Raw genomic sequence first — 16,893 nt, forward strand, 5'->3', positions numbered from 1 at the left:
GGTGGTACGACCGGCCTGAGGCCGCCGCATTCGAGCCCGGGACAACGCTTCGTTGAGTAGTTGCATCTCGAAGGCTCCACTCGGGGCGTTGAACATCGTCTTCTCTCTCACTGCCGGTGCGACACCGGCGTCGTTGGTACGGATCGGGAACATGTCAGGCTGCCAGCCGGACCGCGCCACGCACCTCGGACAGCCCACTGGCTGCCAGACGCGCCTCGGCCTCGACCCGAAGCTCGGCGTCGCGGGCGACGTCCTCCTTACGCGGACGGCCACGGGGCCGCTTGCGCGGGACGACCGCGCCACGCTCGAAGATCTCGCCGCCCCAGACGCCCCACGGCTCCGCTCGCTCAACGGCTCCGGCCAGGCACTCGACGCGCAGCGGGCAGTCCCCGCAGAGCGACTTGGCCAGCTCGAGCTCGGTGGGCGAGTCGGAGAACCACAGGTCGGGGTCGAACTTCCGGCAGGGCAGGTTCGCCTCCAGCTCGACGCTCATGTCGAGGGGGGCCAACGCCAGACTCATCTCCCGGTCACCTCTCTCTCACTTCGATCTCGTGGATCGCATTCCGACGTACTTACGGCGGGCAAAAAATTGAGGCCGCGGATCCCGGTTACGGGTTCCGCGGCCTCGAGGTGAGCCGGTGTCTGATCGTCAGACCGGTCTACCTCGAGGTGGAACGCCGCGGACATCCATGCGCTTCTTGGCGACCTGGATGCCATTGCCCGTGAAGCCACTGGTCCCCTCGACTCCGGTGGGCGCGACGGCCAGGATCAGCTCGGCCTGAACCTGGTGCACCTGCGGAACCGACGGTCGTGCGGTGACCGTGAGGGCCACCCGGACAGCCGACAGCGGAGCGTGGACAGACGGCATCGCCGTCAGACGCTCATAGGTGAAGATCTTCACGGGTGCCACCTCCCTCACGTTCCTCGACTCGACTGAACCAACCCCCGTGAGCAGCCGGAATGGCGCCGCTCGCGTGGTGTGTCCTGAGGCTATTCCTCGCCCGGGGGCGAGGGCAAACGAATTTACGACGAGATTTCGAAAGTTTTCTCCGGGCAGACGTCGTCCACCCCCGCGCCGCCCACCAGCGCCAGCACCGACTCCCCGTAGAGGCCCAGTTTGCGGGGGCCGATACCGGCGATGGCGATCAACTCCTCGGACCGTCCGGGCCGCCGCTCGGCCAGCGCGACGAGCGTCGCGTCGGTGAAGACCACGTACGCGGGGACCTTCTGCGCCGCGGACACCCGCTGGCGCCACTCCCGCAGCCGTTCGTGCAGCTCGTCGTCGATGTCGGAGGGGCAGGTGGGGCAGCGACCCAGCTTACGGTCCGGGCCGGCGAGCAGGGTGGCGCCGCAGATCCGGCAGGAGACGATCTGGGTCCGACGCCGCTCCGCGCGGCGGGCCGGGCCGGTGCCGCCGGTCGCCCGCTCGGTGCCGCTGGAGCGGTCCAGCTGGGGCAGGAACCGCGACGGCCGCCGGGCCCGACCGCCCGGCGAGCGTGCTGCGGCGTACGACAGCCAGAGCCACTCCCGCGCCCGGGTGATCCCGACGTAGAGCAGCCGACGTTCCTCCTCGACCTGTTCGACGGTCTTGGCGTACGTGGTCGGCATGGTGCCCTCGGCGAGGCCGACCAGGAAGACGGCGTCCCACTCCAGCCCCTTGGCCGAGTGCAGCGAGGCGAGGGTCACCCCGTCCACCGTCGGTACGTGCTGCTGGGCGGCGCGGCGCGCCAGCTCCTCGGTGAAGTCGAAGAGGGTGACGGGGCGTTCCACCGACGCGGCCTCGCCGATCGGCACCACAGCGGGGCTGGCCGCGTACTCCTCGGAGAGCTGGACCAGCGCGGACAGCGCCTCCCAGCGCTCGCGGGCGGCCCCACCGGCCGGGGGTGCGTCGGGGGCCCAACCGACCGCGGTGAGCGCCTCGACGACGGCGGCCGGGAGTGGTGTCTCGCCGGGGATGGAGCGGGTGGCGGCGCGCAGCGCGACCATCGCCTGGCGCACCTCGGCCCGCTCGAAGAACCGCTCCGCGCCCTGCACGACGTAGGGCACCGACGCCTCGGTGAGGGCCTTCTCGTACGCCTCGGACTGCGCGTTGACCCGGAACAGGACGGCGATCTCCTTCGCCGGGGTGCCCGCGTCGATCAGCGCCCGGCAGCGGGCGGCCACGGCGTTCGCCTCGGCCGGCTCGTCGGTGAAGATCCGCAGGTCCGGCTCGGGGCCGGGTGGGCGCTGTCCGCTCAACTCCAGGCGCAACCGCGCCTCGGTGCCTCGGGCCTGGGAGATCACCGCGTTGGCCAACCCGACCACCTGCGGGGTGGAGCGGTAGTCGCGGACCAGCCGCACGACTGTGGCGTTGCGGTGCCGGCGGGGGAAGTCGACCAGGTACGCGGAGGTCGCCCCGGTGAACGAGTAGATCGTCTGACTGGCGTCACCGACCACGGTCAGGTCGTCGCGGCCACCCAGCCAGGCGTCGAGCAGCCGCTGCTGGAGTGGGTTGACGTCCTGGTACTCGTCGACCACGAAGTGCCGGTACTGGCCACGGACCTGCTCGCCGACGTCCGGGTGCTCCTCGATGCCCCACACCGCGGCACGCAGCATGTCCTCGAAGTCGATCACGCCGTTCGAGCGTTTGAGCTGCTCGTACGCGGTGAACACGTCGGCCACCTTCGACGGCTCGTGCGGGGTGTCCCGCAGCGCCCGGGCGGCGGACACCACGTAGTCGGCCGGCTCGACCAACGACGACTTGGCCCACTCGATCTCGCCGGCCAGGTCGCGGGCGGCGGCACGGTCGGCGCGCAGGCCCACCCGCGCCGCGGCGAGGGTGACGAGCCGCACCTTGCTGTCCAGCAGTTCGGGCATGGCGCGGCCGGCCAACAACCGGGGCGCGAAGTACCGCACCTGACGCAACGCGGCGGCGTGGAACGTCCGGGCCTGCACGCCGCCCACCCCGAGTACGGTGAGCCGGCTTCGCATCTCGGCGGCGGCGCGGGCGGTGAACGTGACCGCGAGGACGTGCCGGGGGGATATCTCACCGCTGAGTGCCCGGTGGGCGATCCGGGAGGTGATCGCCCGGGTCTTGCCGGTGCCCGCGCCGGCCAGGATGCAGACCGGGCCGGCCGGGGCGGTCACCGCGGACCGCTGCTCCGGGTCCAGCCCGGCGAGCACCTGTTCCGACGCTGAGTGAACCACCACAACCAGGAATCATCTCAGCTACCCGCGGCGTTGCAGCGAACAGCCTCGGCTTGATCGGCAAGCTGCGGCCGGAGGAGTTGGAGGATCCGACGATGTTGACGATGTATTCCACCCCCTGGTGCGGCTACTGCCACCGGCTGAAGTCGCAGCTCGACCGGGAGGGCATCGGTTACGAGGTGGTCGACATCGAGCAGGACCCGAAGGCCGCGGAGTTCGTGATGAGCGTCAACGGCGGCAACCAGACGGTGCCGACCCTGCGCTTCGACGACGGCAGCGCCCTGACGAACCCCTCGATCAACCAGGTCAAGCAGCACCTCGCGACCCTCACCGCCTGACCGACCAGGTCACCGTCGACGAGCGGCCGCCCCAACCGGGGCGGCCGCTCGTCGTGTGTCCGGCCAGGTCGACGCGGGACCGGCCGGCCACGTCCTCAACCGGTAGCCGGGGCGCCGGTGGGCACCGACCAGGTCGACGCGGGACCGGCCGGCCACGTCCTCAACCGGTAGCCGGGGCACCGGACGGGTCAGCGCGCTGAGGGCCGGTGGGCACCGGACCGGCCGGCCGCGTCCTCGGTCGGTTGCCGGGGCGACGGGAGGATCGGGCGGGTCGGCGGCGGGCGGCGGGTGCCGGTCGGGGTGCTGAGGTGCCGGCCCCGCCAGAGGTAGCTGCCGGCGACCAGGGTGGCCACCCCGACCAGCGCGAACAGCAACCGGTAGTCCAGGAACCCGACCAACAGGGCACCGGCGCCGATGGAGAACGCCTGCGGCCCGCTGACCACCGCCTGGGTGGCCGCGGCGACCCGGCCGACGAGCGTGGGTGGGGTCCTGCGCTGGATCAGCGTGTGCAGCCCGACCATCGTCAGCGGTAGCGAGACGCCGGCCAGCAGCACCGCCGCGAACCCGAGGCGGATATCGGGGTACGCGAGCGCCAGCGCGGCCGGGGAGAAGAAGGCCACCCCGGCCGCGAGTGTCCCGACCTCCCCGAGGCGGCGGATCAGCGCCGGTGAGCAGAGCCCGCCGAGCAGCCCGCCCACGCCCTGCACGGTGACCAGCACTCCCACGAACGCGGCGTCCCGGTTCAGCCCGTCGTCGACGTACGCGAAGATGAGCGACTCGCTGAAGCCCATCACCAGCGATCCGAGCCCGTAGCCGAGCAGGGCCCGGCGCAGGGCCGGCTCGCCGGCCAGGTGCCGCAGACCGGCGCCCAACTCGGCCGGCCACCGCAGCCGCACTGTCGGTGGCGCCTGCTGTGGAGCGGGCAGGGCGGTGACCACCGCCGCCGCGGTCAGAAATCCGACGATCCCGATCCCGGCCAACGCCCATCCGCCGAGCGCCGCGTAGAGCGCCGCGCCGGCCAGCGGGCCGATCAACCGCATCCCCTGGCGTACGGTCTGCAACAGGCCGTTCGCCTCGGCCAGCAGCTCGATCGGCACCAACTCCCGGATGAGCCCGCTGAGCGCCGCGCCGAGGGTGATGGACGACAGTCCGTACAGCGCGGCCACCAGGTAGACGATCCAGACGTCGCCCGCGTCGCGGACGGTGAACAGCGGGGTGAGCAGGGCTGCGGTGACCACGTTCGCGGCCACGAAGAACGGCCGACGTGGATACCTGTCGACGAACCAGCCGACCAGCGGTGCCAGCATCATCGGCGCGATGACGGCGAAGATGGTGGCACCGGCCAGCCCGTTCGAGCCGGTCAGATCCTTGACCCAGATGGCCAGCGCGAGCAGCAGGATCGACTCGGCGGTCATGCTGGCCAGCAGACCGCCGAAGAGGAGACGGAAGTCGGGTCGGCGCAGGACGGTGCGCATGGGTCCCTCCGGCGGGATGGCGTGCCCGGGTGGGCGAGGGGTCGACAGGCCGCGACCGCGGGTCCGTCGTCATCTGGCATTCCCGTGGTCCGATTTTCGTAAGACACGCCCCCGCCGGAACCTCCGACGTCGGCCGCGCCGTCCATACTGACCGTGGGGGGCGAATTTCATACAGTTACCGTCGCGTCTGCGGCGGTCGACGGGAAAGAGGACACTGTGCCTCCTGCCGCACCCAGCCCAATCCTGCGTCGTCGCCGGTTGGGCGTCGAGTTGCGCCGCCTGCGGGAAGCCGCGGGCCTCACCGGTGACCAGGTCATCGAGCGTATCGGTTGGGCGTCCGCGTCCAAACTGTCACGACTGGAGAACGGCCGCAGCCGACCGGACCCGCAGGACGTCGGGGACCTGCTGAATCTCTACGGCGCCGACCAGGCATTGCACGACGAGTTGCTGGGCATCACCAGCGAGGCCGGCGACATGCGCGGTTGGTTGAAGAACTTCCCGGTGATGACGCAGCAGCAGCGCAGTTGGGCCGAGTTGGAGGCGGGCTGCGCGGAGATCTCCGAGTACAACCCGACGCTGGTACCCGGCCTGTTGCAGACCCCGGGCTACGCCCAGGTCCGGATCGTCTCGGCCCGACAGGTGGACGAGGACGCGGGCGAACCGCAGCCCGACGACGAGCCGGAGACCGAGGTGCAGGCGAGGCTGGCTCGCCAGTCGCTGCTGACCCGCGAGCCGTACGCGCCCCGTTACACGGCCGTGCTGGAGGAGGCCGCCCTCGGCCGCCGCGCCGGCCCACCCGAGGTGCTGCACGAGCAGTTGGTCCAGCTCTGCGAGCTGGCCCTGCTTCCCAACGTCACGCTGCACGTGTTGCTGCGGGACACCCAGATCGGCAACTGGTACCTCCCGCCGACCGCGTTCTCCGTCTACCGGTTCGCCGATCCCCTCGATCCGGAGACGCTCGCCATCGAAGGTGGCTTCACCGATGTCATGTCGACCGAGGCAATCACGCTAAATCGCTATAAAGTGGTGTTCGAGTGGCTATGCACGGCGGCACTAAACGCCTCGGACACCCTCTCCTGGCTGATCGAGGCGACGGGACGGCTGACCGAGGCGGCGCCTCCTTCCACAGTGGCGTTCGGGCCGGCAACGGCGCCGACCCAACGCCGCCGGGAGTCGGGGCGGCTGACGGACCGGTGATCCACGGGGGACCCTCCGTCGGGACGTGCGGCACCACTCGTCCCATCGGATCGCTTCACATCAGGAGCAGAACCATGAACGACATCCACAACACGCCGTCCGTCTCCGCCCACTCGTTGGCGGATGCCCCGTGGCGTACCAGCACGCGCAGCCAGACCTCCAACTGCGTGGAGGTCGCCCCGCTCGGCACCGGCCCGTCGGCCGTGGCCCTGCGGGACAGCAAGGACCGAGGTGGTCCGGTCCTGCTGTTCAACCGCGCGGGATGGCTCGGTTTCATCAGCGGTGCGAAGAAGGGACAGTTCGATCTGAACTGATCCGGTGACCGGTACGGGGCCGTCGGCGGGTTGCCGGCGGCCCCGTCGTCGTACCGGCCCACCGACCCCGCCGAGTGGTGTCCGCCGAAAGGACGACCCTCGGAACCGATAGGCGCGTTTCAGTTGCTGGGACGAACACGGGGCGTAACATGGCCCTCGGGTACGTGGAACTTCCACCGAAGCTCATTCGTCGCGGTTCATCCGGAGACCCTCATGCGGTTCCTGATCGTTCGCACCGACATCCGCGCCGTCGCCGACGGGGACATCGCCGCTGCCTGGGCAGATGGCCACCGCCTTCGCGACGAGACGACCACGCCCGAGCCGCGACGGCAGATCGTGCACGCCGAGGACCGGGACGCCGCGCTCCTGCTGGCCCGCGCCCTCGCCACGGTCGGCGCGGTCCGCGCCGGAAAGCAACGGGTCAAGGTTCTGCCGCTCGGCGAACCCCGAGCGGCATTCCGACGCAGACCGGGGTCCACCGACACCTGATTCGACAAGACGTCCGTCGTGGTGGGCCGGCTCCCCCGCCGTTTCTCACATCCGCCGACCACGACGGCCCGTGTTCCCGGCCCGTGACCGCCGCGGCAACGGCGGCCACGGGTCGGGACCGTGCCTCAGCGCTCGCCGTCCACCCAACCGTCCAACCACCGGTGGATGAGGAACAACGCGATCGACGACGGCGGCGGCAGGATCAACTGCGCGCCGTCACCCACGTCCACCGTCTCGCCGGCCAGCGCCGCCCCGATCTCCCGGCGCGAGAACCACCGGGCGTACGCGATCTCGGACGGGTCGACCCGCACCGGGTCGTCCGGGTCGGCGGTGGCCAGGAAACCCAGCATCAGCGAACCGGGGAACGGCCACGCCTGGCTGCCCACGTACCCGATGTGCTCGATCCCGAGGCCCACCTCCTCGCGGACCTCGCGCAGCACGGCGGCCTCCGCCGACTCGCCCGGCTCGACGTAGCCGGCGAGGCAGGAGTAGCGCCGCCCGCCCGGGGTGCCCGGCCAACCGGCGTTGTTGCCGAGCAGACAACGCCCCTCCGGACCGTCCACGCCGTCGTGCACCAAGACGATCATCGCCGGATCGGTACGCGGCCAGATCCGTCCACCGTTGCGGTCCACCCGGGACCAACCGGCCTCGTCCATCGCGGTCGGCGCCCCGGTGCTCGTCGAGTAGCCGTGCCGGATGTGCCAGTTGAGCAGAGCCAACGCGGTGGTGAAGATGCCCGCCTCCCGGTCGGCCAGCAGGTGACCCACCTCGCGCAGGTTGACCGCCCGGGTGCCCGGTACCGCCGGCAGCGGCGCGTCGACGGCGAAGACCGGCACCCCGTCCGGCTCGACACCGAGGAACATCGCCGTCGACTCGGACCCGGCCGGCGCGTCGGACGCACCGAACAGCACCAGCGTCGGAGGCGACGTGTCGGTGCGGGCCAACGTCCGACCGTCGTCGGTCGAGTCGAGCAGCAACACCCGGGCACGCAGCCACGCCTCGGTCAGCCACTGCGCGTCACCCCGCCGGTGTGCCGCCCGATCCAACGTGGACCGCGCCAACGGCGGTGCCGCCTCCCCGCTCACGCCGGCGCTCCGCTTCGCTCCGCGCCGCCGCGAGACGGCCCGCTGCTGAGCTTCATGGCTCGCTCGCTCCGCTCGCTCACGCCGGCGCTCCGCTGCTGAGCTTCATGGTTCGCTCGCTCACGCCAGCGGCTCGGTGTGGACCGTGGTCAGCGCGGCCAGACCCGGTGTCACCCGCTCCGCGTCACCGAGCACCACGACCGCCGCCCGAGCCGGTGCCAGGTAACGGGCACCCACCCGCGCGACGTCGTCGACGCTCGCCTTCGCCAACCTCGCCGCGTACTCGGCGAGGAAGTCCAGGCGTAGCCCGTTGCCCGCGTACGCGCTGGTCAACGCCGCCAACCCGGCCTGGGTGGACATACCGAGCTGGAGGGTACCCAGGGCGTACTGCCGGGCCTGCTCCAACTCCTCGGGCTTCGGTGGCAGGGACGCCAGCCGACCCAACTCGTACGTCGTCTCCAGCAGGGCCGGACCGGTGACCTCGGTGGCCACCTCGGCGGAGGCGACCAGCACCGACCCGGCGACGGAGTGCTCGATGCCGGAGTGCGGGCCGTACGTGTAGCCCTTGTCCTCGCGGATGTTCTCCACCCAGCGGGAGGAGAAGTAGCCGCCGAAGATCAGGTTGGCCAGTTGCAGCGGCGCGTGGTCCGGGTCGGTGCGGGACACCGCCGGGAGCGCGATCCGCAGCGAGGACTGCACCGAGCCGGGCCGGTCGACGAGCAGCAGCGGCCCCGGCTCCAGCGGTGGGGTGGGCGGCAGGTCGGCGACCCGCCCGGCGCCGGCCCAACCGCCCAGCGCCCGCTCGGCCGCGTCCAGTGCCCTCTCCGGCTGCACGTCGCCGACCAGCACCAACTGCGCACCGGCCGGATGGACCCGCTCCGCGTGCAGGGTGCGCAGCGCCGCCGGGCGGACGGCCCGGATCTGGCCCGGCTCCGGGGTCTGCGTCGCGTACGGGTGGCGGCCGTAGATCCGCTTCAGCAGCGCCTCCCGGGCGAGGTGCGCCGGCTGACTCTGCGCCACCTGGATCCGGTCGACGAGTCGGTCCCGTTCGGTGGCGACCTCGTCGCTCGGGTAGGTGGCGCTGGTCAGCACCTCGGCCAGCAGCTCCAGCATCCGGTCCAGGCCGGTGACCAGCCCGGCGCCGGAGAGCATCAGCCGGTCCGGGTCGACCCCCGCGGAGAGCCCACCGCCCACCTTCTGCAACTCGGCGGCGAGCTGCACGCTGCTCATGGACTCGGTGCCGGAGAGCATCGTCTGCGAGAGCATCGCGCCCCGGGCCAGGTGGACCCGGCCGAACGGCACCCAGAGCCGCAGCTCGACCAGGGGCACCGCGGGCCGGCGTACGGCGATCACGGTGAGGCCGTTGCGCAGCGTGCGCTCGGCCTGCTTGGGGACCTTGAGCTTGCGGGTCGGCCCCAGCGGGGGCAACGTGCGCGGCGCGGCGGCGATGGCCCCGGTCATCGGGCACCTCCGGCGATGACCTCGATCGCGGCCCGGCGCTCCGGCCGCAGGGTGGCCGCGGCGGCCCGGACCTGCTCCTCGGTGACCTCACCGACCAGCCGGGGCAGCTCGTTGAGCAGACCCGGTTCGCCGCGTTGCTGCTCCAACACGGCCATCCGCAGAGCCCTGCCGAGCACCGCGTCGGTGTCGCGCAGCAGGTGGGTCGCCATGCGGGCCTGGGTGCGGTCCAGCTCGCCGTCGGCCAGCCCGTCGGTGGCCAACCGGTCCAACTCCTCGTCGATGGTGCGCAGCACCTTGTCCACGTCGCCCCCGGGCGGTAGGTGCGCCTGCAACAGCAGCGCGGTGGGGTCACGGACGTCGAACGGGTCGCCCATGAAACCGAGGTATCCGCCGAGGCTGGTCACCATGCGGTCGCGCTGCACCAGCCGTTCGACCAGCCGCGAGGCGTCGCCGTCGGTGAGCACCTCGGCCAGCACCACGTACGGCAGGTAGCCGGCGAAGTCGCTGATCGGGTCGGGCACCCGCCAGGCGCCGGCCACCGCCGGCAGCGGAGCCAGGGCATCGGTGTACGAGGTGCGCCGCTCCTCGGTCAGGTCGGGCTCGGTGAAGTCGGGTCGCTGCGGCGCGAGCCGGGCCGGCACGTCCCCGAAGTGCCTGGTGACCAGCTGGGTCGCCTCGGCCACGTCGATGTCGCCGCTGACGGCCAGGACCGCGTTGCCGCTGGCGTAGTAGCGGCGGAAGAAGTCCGCGGCGTCGGCGACGGTCGCCGACTCCAGGTCGTCGAAGGAGCCGTAGCCGTCGTGCGCGTTCGGGAACGTGTCGAACATGACCGGCGGGAGGGTCAGCCAGGGGAAGCCGCCGTACGGCCGGTTGAGGACGTTGACCCGGATCTCCTCCTTGACCACGTCGACCTGGTTGCGCAGGTTCTCCTCGGTCAGCCGGGGGCCACGCATCCGGTCCGCCTCCAGGAACAGCGCGCGTTCCAGCGCGTTGCTCGGCAACGTCTCGAAGTAGTCGGTGTAGTCCAGGTGGGTGGAGCCGTTGAAGGTGCCGCCCGCGCCCTGCACGTGCCGAAAGTGGGCCAGCTTCTCCAGGTTCTCCGAGCCCTGGAACATCAGGTGCTCGAAGAGGTGTGCGAAGCCGGTGCGTCCCTCCGGCTCGGAGCGGATGCCGACGTCGTAGACCACCGCCACCCCGATCACCGGGGCACTGCGATCGGGGGTCAGCACCACCCGCAGGCCGTTGTCGAGGGTGAACCGCTCGACCGGATACTTCGTCGCTGGAATTCTGGATCTCCGCGCCACGAGATCGACCCTAGCGCGTCGGCACCCCCACCACCTGCGACCTACCCGGAGCCGCCGCGACCGGGGCGGTGGCCAGAGGCAGGGCCTCGACGCCCACCGCTCGGCCCTCCTCGCGGTGCGGCGGAAGTTGAGAGCGGCCATGCGGGCCCGGCCCACCGAGTCCATCCGGCGGAACCGGGCCGGGGCGGCGGCGATCCGTTCCGGGCTCACCCCGGCCGGCAGCCGGTCGGCCTCGGCCCACGCCTGGGCGCCGGTGGGTCGGGCGATGACGTGCAGCCGCAGGCCGGTGCTCAGCGCGCGATGCCGGACACCTAGCAAACTGGTAGGAAATACCGACATGACTGAGACCCGAAATCCCGGCATGTGGATGGGTCTTGACGCTGGCCGCAGGCTGGCCCAGTCTTCCTACCAACTAAGTAGGAATACTGCGGATTGGATGGACGATGAGACGGTCCCCCCTGCGCCGGGTGGTCACTCTGGCCACCCTCGCCGTCCTCGGCGCGGCGACCCTGGGCAGCACCGCCGCGTGCGGCGACGACGACAGCAAGGGCGCGAGCGGGAGTTCCGGCCCGGTGACGCTGCGCCTCGGCTACTTCCCCAACATCACCCACGCGCCGGCGGTCGTCGGCGTGGAGAAGGGCATCTTCGCCGAGAAGCTCGGCGCGAACGTCAAGCTGGATCCGAAGACCTTCAACGCCGGCCCGGCCGCCATCGAGGCCGTCTTCTCCGGCGCGCTGGACGCCACCTACATCGGTCCGAACCCGACGGTGAACGCCTTCTCCAAGTCCAAGGGCGAGGCCGTCCGGGTCGTCTCCGGCGCGGCCTCCGGCGGCGTGGCGCTGGTCGTCAAGCCCGCCATCAGTGGCGTGCCGGACCTGAAGGGCAAGAAGATCGCCACCCCGCAGCTGGGCAACACCCAGGACGTGGCGATCCGCTACTGGCTCAAGCAGCAGGGACTGACCACCACCAAGGAGGGTGGCGGCGACGTCAAGATCGTGCCGCAGGAGAACGCCCAGACGGTCGAGACGTTCAACAGCGGAGCGATCGACGGCGCCTGGGTGCCCGAGCCGTTCGTGTCCCGCCTGGTCAACGCCGGCGGCAAGGTGCTCGTCGACGAGCGGGACCTGTGGCCGGACAAGAAGTTCGTCATCACCAACCTGCTGGTCAGCACGAAGTTCCTCAAGGCGCACCCGGACGTCGTGCAGAAGCTGGTCGACGGCCAGGTGGCCGCTAACGAGTTCGTCAACAGCAAGCCCGAGGAGGCTCAGCAGGCCATCTCCGACGCGATCGGCAAGATCACCGGGAAGCCGCTGGACCTGAAGCTCATCAAGCAGGCGTGGCCGACGTTGGAGTTCACCAACGACCCGATCGCGACCTCGCTCAAGGCCGGCCTCGACCACGCCGTCGACGTCAAGCTGACCGAGCCGGTCGACCTCGACGGCCTGTACGACCTGAAGTACCTCAACAACGCGCTCAAGGCCGCCGGCGAGCCCGAGGTCGTCCAGCCATGACGTCGACCACGACGACGCCGCAGAGCGCGACCACCGCGGTCGCGCTCTCCGGCGTGACCAAGGTGTACGGGCGCGGCGCGAATGCCGTCCTGGCCCTCGACGGTGTGTCGTTGGACGTCGCACCCGGCGAGTTCGTCTGCCTCGTCGGCGCCTCCGGCTGCGGCAAGAGCACGCTGCTGAACCTGGTCGCCGGGCTGGACCGGCCCAGCGGCGGGCAGATCACCCTGGACGGCGACACCAACCCGGGGCTGATGTTCCAGGAGCCGGCGCTGTTTCCCTGGCTGACCGTCGACGGCAACGTGGAGGTGCCACTGAAGCTGCGCCGGCTGCCCCGAGCCGAGCGACGCGAACGGGTCGCCGACCTGCTGCGTACGGTGCACCTGGCCGACTTCGGGCGCAAGCGCCCCCATGAACTGTCCGGCGGTATGCGGCAGCGGGTCGCACTGGCCCGCACGCTGGCCCTGGACACCCCGGTGCTGCTCATGGACGAGCCGTTCGGCGCACTGGACGCGATGACCCGGGACATCCTGCACGACGAGCTGGAACGCATCTGGTCCGAGCGCAGACTGTCGGTGCTCTTCGTGACGCACAACGTCCGCGAGGCCGCCCGGCTGGCCGACCGGATCATCCTGCTCTCCAGCCGTCCCGGCCGGATCATCTACTCCACCGCTGTGGACATCCCGCGCCCCCGACGGATCGACTCCCCCGAGGTCGCCGCCATCGCCGCCGAGGTCACCGAGCGGCTCCGTACGGAGGTGGGCCGTCATGGCCAATGACACCCTGACCAGCGCCGCGCGTACCGACGCGCAGATCTCCGGCCTGGACGCGCTGGAGATCGCCGGGCGGGACACCGAGGTCTCCCGAGGCGCCCGGATCTGGTCGGCCACCTGGCCGAAGCTGGCGGCGCTGGCCATCGCCATCGCGGCCTGGCAGGTGGTGGTCTGGTCGGGCTGGAAACCGCCGTACTCCCTGCCCGGGCCGCTGGAGGTCGGCCGCGAGCTGGTCACCCAGGCCCAGGGTCCGCAGCTCTGGGAGGGTCTGCTCACGACCCTGCGGCGGGCCGCCGTCGGCTACGTCTTCTCGGTGGCGGTCGGCCTGTTGCTGGGCCTGGCGGTGGCCCGGTCGAAGGTGCTCCGGGCCGCCATCGGCTCGATGATCACCGCGTTGCAGACCATGCCGTCGATCGCCTGGTTCCCGCTGGCCATCCTGCTCTTCGAGCTGAGCGAGAAGGCGATCTTCTTCGTGGTGGTGCTCGGTGCCGCGCCGTCCATCGCCAACGGGGTGATCTCCGGTGTGGACTACGTGCCGCCGCTGCTGCTGCGCGCCGGCCGCAACCTCGGCGCCCGAGGGCTCAACCTCTACCGGTACGTCATCGCGCCGGCCGCCCTGCCGGCGATCGTCGCCGGGCTCAAGCAGGGATGGGCGTTCTCCTGGCGCAGCCTGATGGCCGGTGAACTGATCGTGGTCGGGATCTCGCAGACGTCGCTGGGCGCACAACTGACGTACTCCCGCGAGTTGTCCGACGCACCCTGGCTGCTCTCCACGATGATCGTCATCCTGGTGCTCGGTCTCGGCGTGGACGCCGCCTTCGGCGCGGCCGACAAGGCGATCCGGCGACGCTGGGGCGTGCTCGACCAGGCAGGCAACTGACCCGTGTACGTCTCCGCGCGCAGCGACTACGCGCTCCGGGCGATGCTCGCCGTCGCCGCCGGTGGTGCCGGCGACGGCGAGGACGGCGAGTTGATGAAGGCCGCCAGCCTGGCCGAGGCGCAGGACATCCCGCTCAGCTTCCTCCAGGGCATCCTGCTGGACCTGCGCCGGGCCGGTCTGCTGCACAGCCATCGCGGCGCCGACGGCGGGTACGCGTTGACCCGCCCACCCGACGAGATCACCGTCGGGGACGTGTTACGGGCGGTCGGCGGTTCGCTCACCACGGTGCGCGGCCTCCCGGCCGAGCGCGCCGGCTACCACGGGGTGGCCGCCGGCCTGACCGACGTCTGGCTGGCGGTGCACGGGGCCATCGCCACGGTGGTCGACAGCACCAGCCTGGCCGACCTGCTCACCCACGCTCCCACGACCTGGTGAACCCCGAAGGCGACGTGGTCGGGTCGGTGCCCCGCCGACCCGACCACGTCGCGTACCGATCCTGACCGGGCCTGCCCCTCCGCGGCGCCGGTCGGCCGGTCGCTGCTCAACCCACGTGTGCGACCGCCGGGCCGGAGCCCTGGTCACCGGGACCGCGCAGCTCCACCAGACCCGCGGGAGCGTTACCCGCCGGGGTGGCGTGCCAGGGTGCGAAGGCCGCAACCATGGCGAGCAGCAGCCCGGCGAGCGCGACAGCGACCACCAGGATCAGTTCCCGCAGTGCACCCGAGCCGGCTTCGCCCGCCATGGTCACCCCTCCCGTGCCGGGCCCCCCGCCCGACATCCCCCGGTGGTCAGCCTCGACCACCCTCGGCCCGGGCACAGTCGGCCAGCCGACCAAGGCGAGGCTGATTGCCGACTCAGACGAGCGGTCGGACAGCGCGGCCGACCGGCCACCTCGCCACGGCGGCGGAACGGTGTCGCGCGGCATCGGTCGCCCCACCGACGCGACCGACCCGCCCAGCCGAAGCGGAGCGGGTCGGTCGAGGCGCGGACGATCAGGCGGTACGGGGACGGCGCGGGCGGCGGGACCGGCCCGACGCCCGGTGCGCCGGGCGGGCGGCACCGTCGGCGGCCGAGCCACCGGAGGTGCGGGCCCGCGCGGTCGGCGCCGGCGGGGCGGTGATGGTCACCGGCACGCCGGACGGCTCGCGGGCACCGGTCACCCGAGCCAACGCCTCGCCGTCGGCGCGCACCTGGACCGACTCGGGCCGGATGCCCGCGGTGGCCATCAACCGGGACACGTCCCGGCGCTGCTCGGGCAGGACCAGGGTGACCACCGTGCCGGACTCACCGGCTCGGGCGGTGCGGCCGCCCCGGTGCAGGTAGTCCTTCGCCTCGGTCGGCGGGTCCACGTTGACCACCATGTCGAGGCCGTCGACGTGGATGCCCCGGGCCGCCACGTCGGTGGCGACCAGGGCGGTCACCTGACCGGTGCGGAACTGCTCCAGGATCCGGGTGCGCTGCGGCTGCGACTTACCGCCGTGCAGCGCGGCCGCGCGTACCCCCTTGGACAGCAACTGCCGGGCGAGGCGGTCGGCGCGGTGCTTGGTGCCCATGAACAGGATGGTGCGGCCCTCGCGGGCGGCGATCCGGGTCAACGCGTCGGGCTTGTCCACCGCGTCGACGTGCAGCACGTGGTGGGTCATCGCGGTCACCGTGGCGGTGCCCGGGTCGACCGAGTGGGTGACCGGGTTGCTCAGGAAACGACGGACCAGCCGGTCCACGCCACCGTCCAGGGTGGCCGAGAACAACATCCGCTGCCCCTGCGGCGCGACCTGCTCCAACAGCTTGGTCACCTGCGGCAGGAAGCCCATGTCGGCCATCTGGTCGGCCTCGTCGAGCACGGTGATCTCAACCTGGTCGAGCCGGGCGTCGCCGCGGTTGATCAGGTCGTGCAGCCGGCCCGGGGTGGCGACGACCACCTCGGCGCCGGCGCGCAGAGTGTCCGCCTGCCGCTGCAACGACAGCCCGCCGACGACGGTGGCGCAGCGCAGCCCGACAGCGCGGGCGTAGGGGGCGAGCGCGGTGGTGACCTGCTGGGCCAACTCGCGGGTCGGCACCAGCACCAGGGCCAGCGGGCGACCCGGACGGGCCTTCCGCCCGGCCGTGCGGGACAGCAGCGGGAGCCCGAAGGCGAGGGTCTTACCGGAGCCGGTACGACCCCGGCCCAGCACGTCCCGGCCCGCGAGCGAGTCGGGAAGCGTCGCCGACTGGATCGGGAACGGCTCGGTGATGCCCTGCGCGGTCAACGCGGTGAGCAACGCCGGAGCCAGGCCGGTATGTGCGAAAGAAGGAATAACTGTGGTCATGCGGAAGCCTTCCTCGACGCGGCACGTGTCGAGGGAGGGCGCCGACGTCGGCGCTGTCACCGGCCGCAACAAGGCAGCCGGGACTCACAAGCACGAACCGATTGGAGTACGGGCCGGCCCGCCACCGGGCCGCCGTCTGCGCGCAGGCAGGCGGCGGCGAGGCGGGCCGGTCCCGTCGCCGTCGCACCCGGAGGGTGCGACAGGTGATGCTGACCGATCCGAAGATCAGAGCGGGCGGATGTTCTCCGCCTGCGGGCCCTTCTGGCCCTGGGTCACCTCGAACTCGACCCGCTGGTTCTCGTCCAGGCTCCGGTAGCCGGAGGTCTGGATCGCCGAGAAGTGGGCGAAGACGTCAGCGCCGCCGCCGTCCGGGGTGATGAAGCCGAAGCCCTTGTCAGCGTTGAACCACTTCACGGTGCCAATTGCCATGTGTTTCGTCTCCTTGACGGAACGTCGGACACGCACGTGTTGCGTGCCCGAAGAGGAGCGCTCCGCGCGGGGATGCGCGAATCGCCTGTCGCTTCTGGTCGCCCCGCCCGGAGAACTCCGGACACAACAAAGAGCGCCTGGGGCCACAATC

18 protein-coding genes are annotated in these 16,893 nt (G+C 71.6%); 8 read left to right on the plus strand and 10 right to left on the minus strand.

From position 1 onward, the window contains the following. Positions 1-154 precede the first annotated feature (154 nt). The 3 genes from O7616_RS00490 to O7616_RS00500 form a co-directional block, all read right to left on the minus strand. Complete coding sequence (locus O7616_RS00490; protein ID WP_145779086.1) at positions 155-520, minus strand: WhiB family transcriptional regulator; 366 nt, start codon at positions 518-520, stop codon at positions 155-157. Between the two features lie 129 nt (positions 521-649). Next, complete coding sequence (locus tag O7616_RS00495) at positions 650-901, minus strand: hypothetical protein (protein WP_282256793.1); 252 nt, start codon at positions 899-901, stop codon at positions 650-652. Positions 902-1,023: 122 nt separating this feature from the next. Next, positions 1,024-3,189, minus strand: a complete 2,166-nt coding sequence (locus O7616_RS00500; protein WP_282305192.1) for an ATP-dependent DNA helicase UvrD2 — start codon at positions 3,187-3,189, stop codon at positions 1,024-1,026. A 92-nt stretch (positions 3,190-3,281) separates the two neighbouring features. Here O7616_RS00500 and O7616_RS00505 point away from each other — a divergent pair, with 92 nt between their 5' ends. Beyond that, the gene (locus O7616_RS00505) at positions 3,282-3,524 is read left to right on the plus strand and encodes a mycoredoxin (RefSeq protein WP_282256791.1); all 243 of its coding nucleotides are present in this window, start codon (positions 3,282-3,284) and stop codon (positions 3,522-3,524) included. Positions 3,525-3,712: 188 nt separating this feature from the next. Here the strand turns inward: O7616_RS00505 and O7616_RS00510 are convergent, their stop codons facing one another. Continuing rightward, positions 3,713-4,999 (minus strand): MFS transporter, encoded by a 1,287-nt coding sequence (locus O7616_RS00510; RefSeq protein ID WP_282305193.1) that lies wholly within the window; start codon positions 4,997-4,999, stop codon positions 3,713-3,715. Positions 5,000-5,215: 216 nt separating this feature from the next. Here O7616_RS00510 and O7616_RS00515 point away from each other — a divergent pair, with 216 nt between their 5' ends. The 3 genes from O7616_RS00515 (at position 5,216) to O7616_RS00525 (ending at position 6,999) form a co-directional block, all read left to right on the plus strand. Continuing rightward, a complete protein-coding gene (locus O7616_RS00515; protein WP_282256789.1) occupies positions 5,216-6,196 on the plus strand; it encodes a helix-turn-helix transcriptional regulator in 981 nt (326 codons plus the stop codon). 74 nt (positions 6,197-6,270) lie between these two features. Then, positions 6,271-6,510 carry a DUF397 domain-containing protein gene (locus tag O7616_RS00520; protein ID WP_088987752.1) on the plus strand — a complete coding sequence of 80 codons (240 nt, stop codon included), beginning with the start codon at positions 6,271-6,273 and terminating at the stop codon, positions 6,508-6,510. Positions 6,511-6,723: 213 nt separating this feature from the next. Next, positions 6,724-6,999, plus strand: a complete 276-nt coding sequence (locus O7616_RS00525; protein ID WP_282256788.1) for a hypothetical protein — start codon at positions 6,724-6,726, stop codon at positions 6,997-6,999. Between the two features lie 125 nt (positions 7,000-7,124). On the opposite strand, the gene nudC is transcribed toward O7616_RS00525, so the two are convergent. From nudC to O7616_RS00540, 3 genes are all read right to left on the minus strand, one after another. Then, positions 7,125-8,084, minus strand: a complete 960-nt coding sequence (nudC, locus tag O7616_RS00530) for an NAD(+) diphosphatase (RefSeq protein WP_282305194.1) — start codon at positions 8,082-8,084, stop codon at positions 7,125-7,127. Between the two features lie 117 nt (positions 8,085-8,201). Continuing rightward, positions 8,202-9,542: a pitrilysin family protein gene (locus O7616_RS00535; RefSeq protein WP_282305195.1), complete on the minus strand. Its 1,341-nt coding sequence runs from the start codon at positions 9,540-9,542 to the stop codon at positions 8,202-8,204. Then, the gene (locus O7616_RS00540; RefSeq protein WP_282305196.1) at positions 9,539-10,846 is read right to left on the minus strand and encodes a pitrilysin family protein; all 1,308 of its coding nucleotides are present in this window, start codon (positions 10,844-10,846) and stop codon (positions 9,539-9,541) included. The genes O7616_RS00535 and O7616_RS00540 overlap by 4 nt, the downstream gene beginning before the upstream one ends. A 443-nt stretch (positions 10,847-11,289) precedes the next feature. Between O7616_RS00540 and O7616_RS00545 the strand changes: the two genes are divergently transcribed. Genes O7616_RS00545 through O7616_RS00560 form a run of 4 tightly spaced genes read left to right on the plus strand, consistent with a single transcriptional unit; the run spans position 11,290 to position 14,442 of the window. After that, positions 11,290-12,357 carry an ABC transporter substrate-binding protein gene (locus O7616_RS00545; protein ID WP_282305197.1) on the plus strand — a complete coding sequence of 356 codons (1,068 nt, stop codon included), beginning with the start codon at positions 11,290-11,292 and terminating at the stop codon, positions 12,355-12,357. Next, entirely contained in the window at positions 12,354-13,133 is a 780-nt protein-coding gene (locus O7616_RS00550) for an ABC transporter ATP-binding protein (RefSeq protein WP_282305199.1), read from the plus strand. Before O7616_RS00545 ends, O7616_RS00550 begins: the two co-directional genes overlap by 4 nt. After that, a complete protein-coding gene (locus tag O7616_RS00555; protein WP_282305200.1) occupies positions 13,123-14,007 on the plus strand; it encodes an ABC transporter permease in 885 nt (294 codons plus the stop codon). Before O7616_RS00550 ends, O7616_RS00555 begins: the two co-directional genes overlap by 11 nt. Positions 14,008-14,010: 3 nt before the next feature. Further along, a complete protein-coding gene (locus O7616_RS00560; protein ID WP_282305201.1) occupies positions 14,011-14,442 on the plus strand; it encodes an Rrf2 family transcriptional regulator in 432 nt (143 codons plus the stop codon). Positions 14,443-14,548: 106 nt separating this feature from the next. On the opposite strand, the gene O7616_RS00565 is transcribed toward O7616_RS00560, so the two are convergent. The 3 genes from O7616_RS00565 to O7616_RS00575 form a co-directional block, all read right to left on the minus strand. Then, a complete protein-coding gene (locus O7616_RS00565; RefSeq protein ID WP_179780875.1) occupies positions 14,549-14,749 on the minus strand; it encodes a hypothetical protein in 201 nt (66 codons plus the stop codon). Between the two features lie 250 nt (positions 14,750-14,999). After that, the gene (locus tag O7616_RS00570) at positions 15,000-16,313 is read right to left on the minus strand and encodes a DEAD/DEAH box helicase (protein ID WP_282305202.1); all 1,314 of its coding nucleotides are present in this window, start codon (positions 16,311-16,313) and stop codon (positions 15,000-15,002) included. A gap of 225 nt (positions 16,314-16,538) precedes the next feature. Next, positions 16,539-16,742 carry a cold-shock protein gene (locus O7616_RS00575; protein WP_067374184.1) on the minus strand — a complete coding sequence of 68 codons (204 nt, stop codon included), beginning with the start codon at positions 16,740-16,742 and terminating at the stop codon, positions 16,539-16,541. Between the last annotated feature and the right edge of the window lie 151 nt (positions 16,743-16,893).

Source organism: Micromonospora sp. WMMD964 (assembly GCF_029581455.1).
Lineage (GTDB): Bacteria > Actinomycetota > Actinomycetes > Mycobacteriales > Micromonosporaceae > Micromonospora.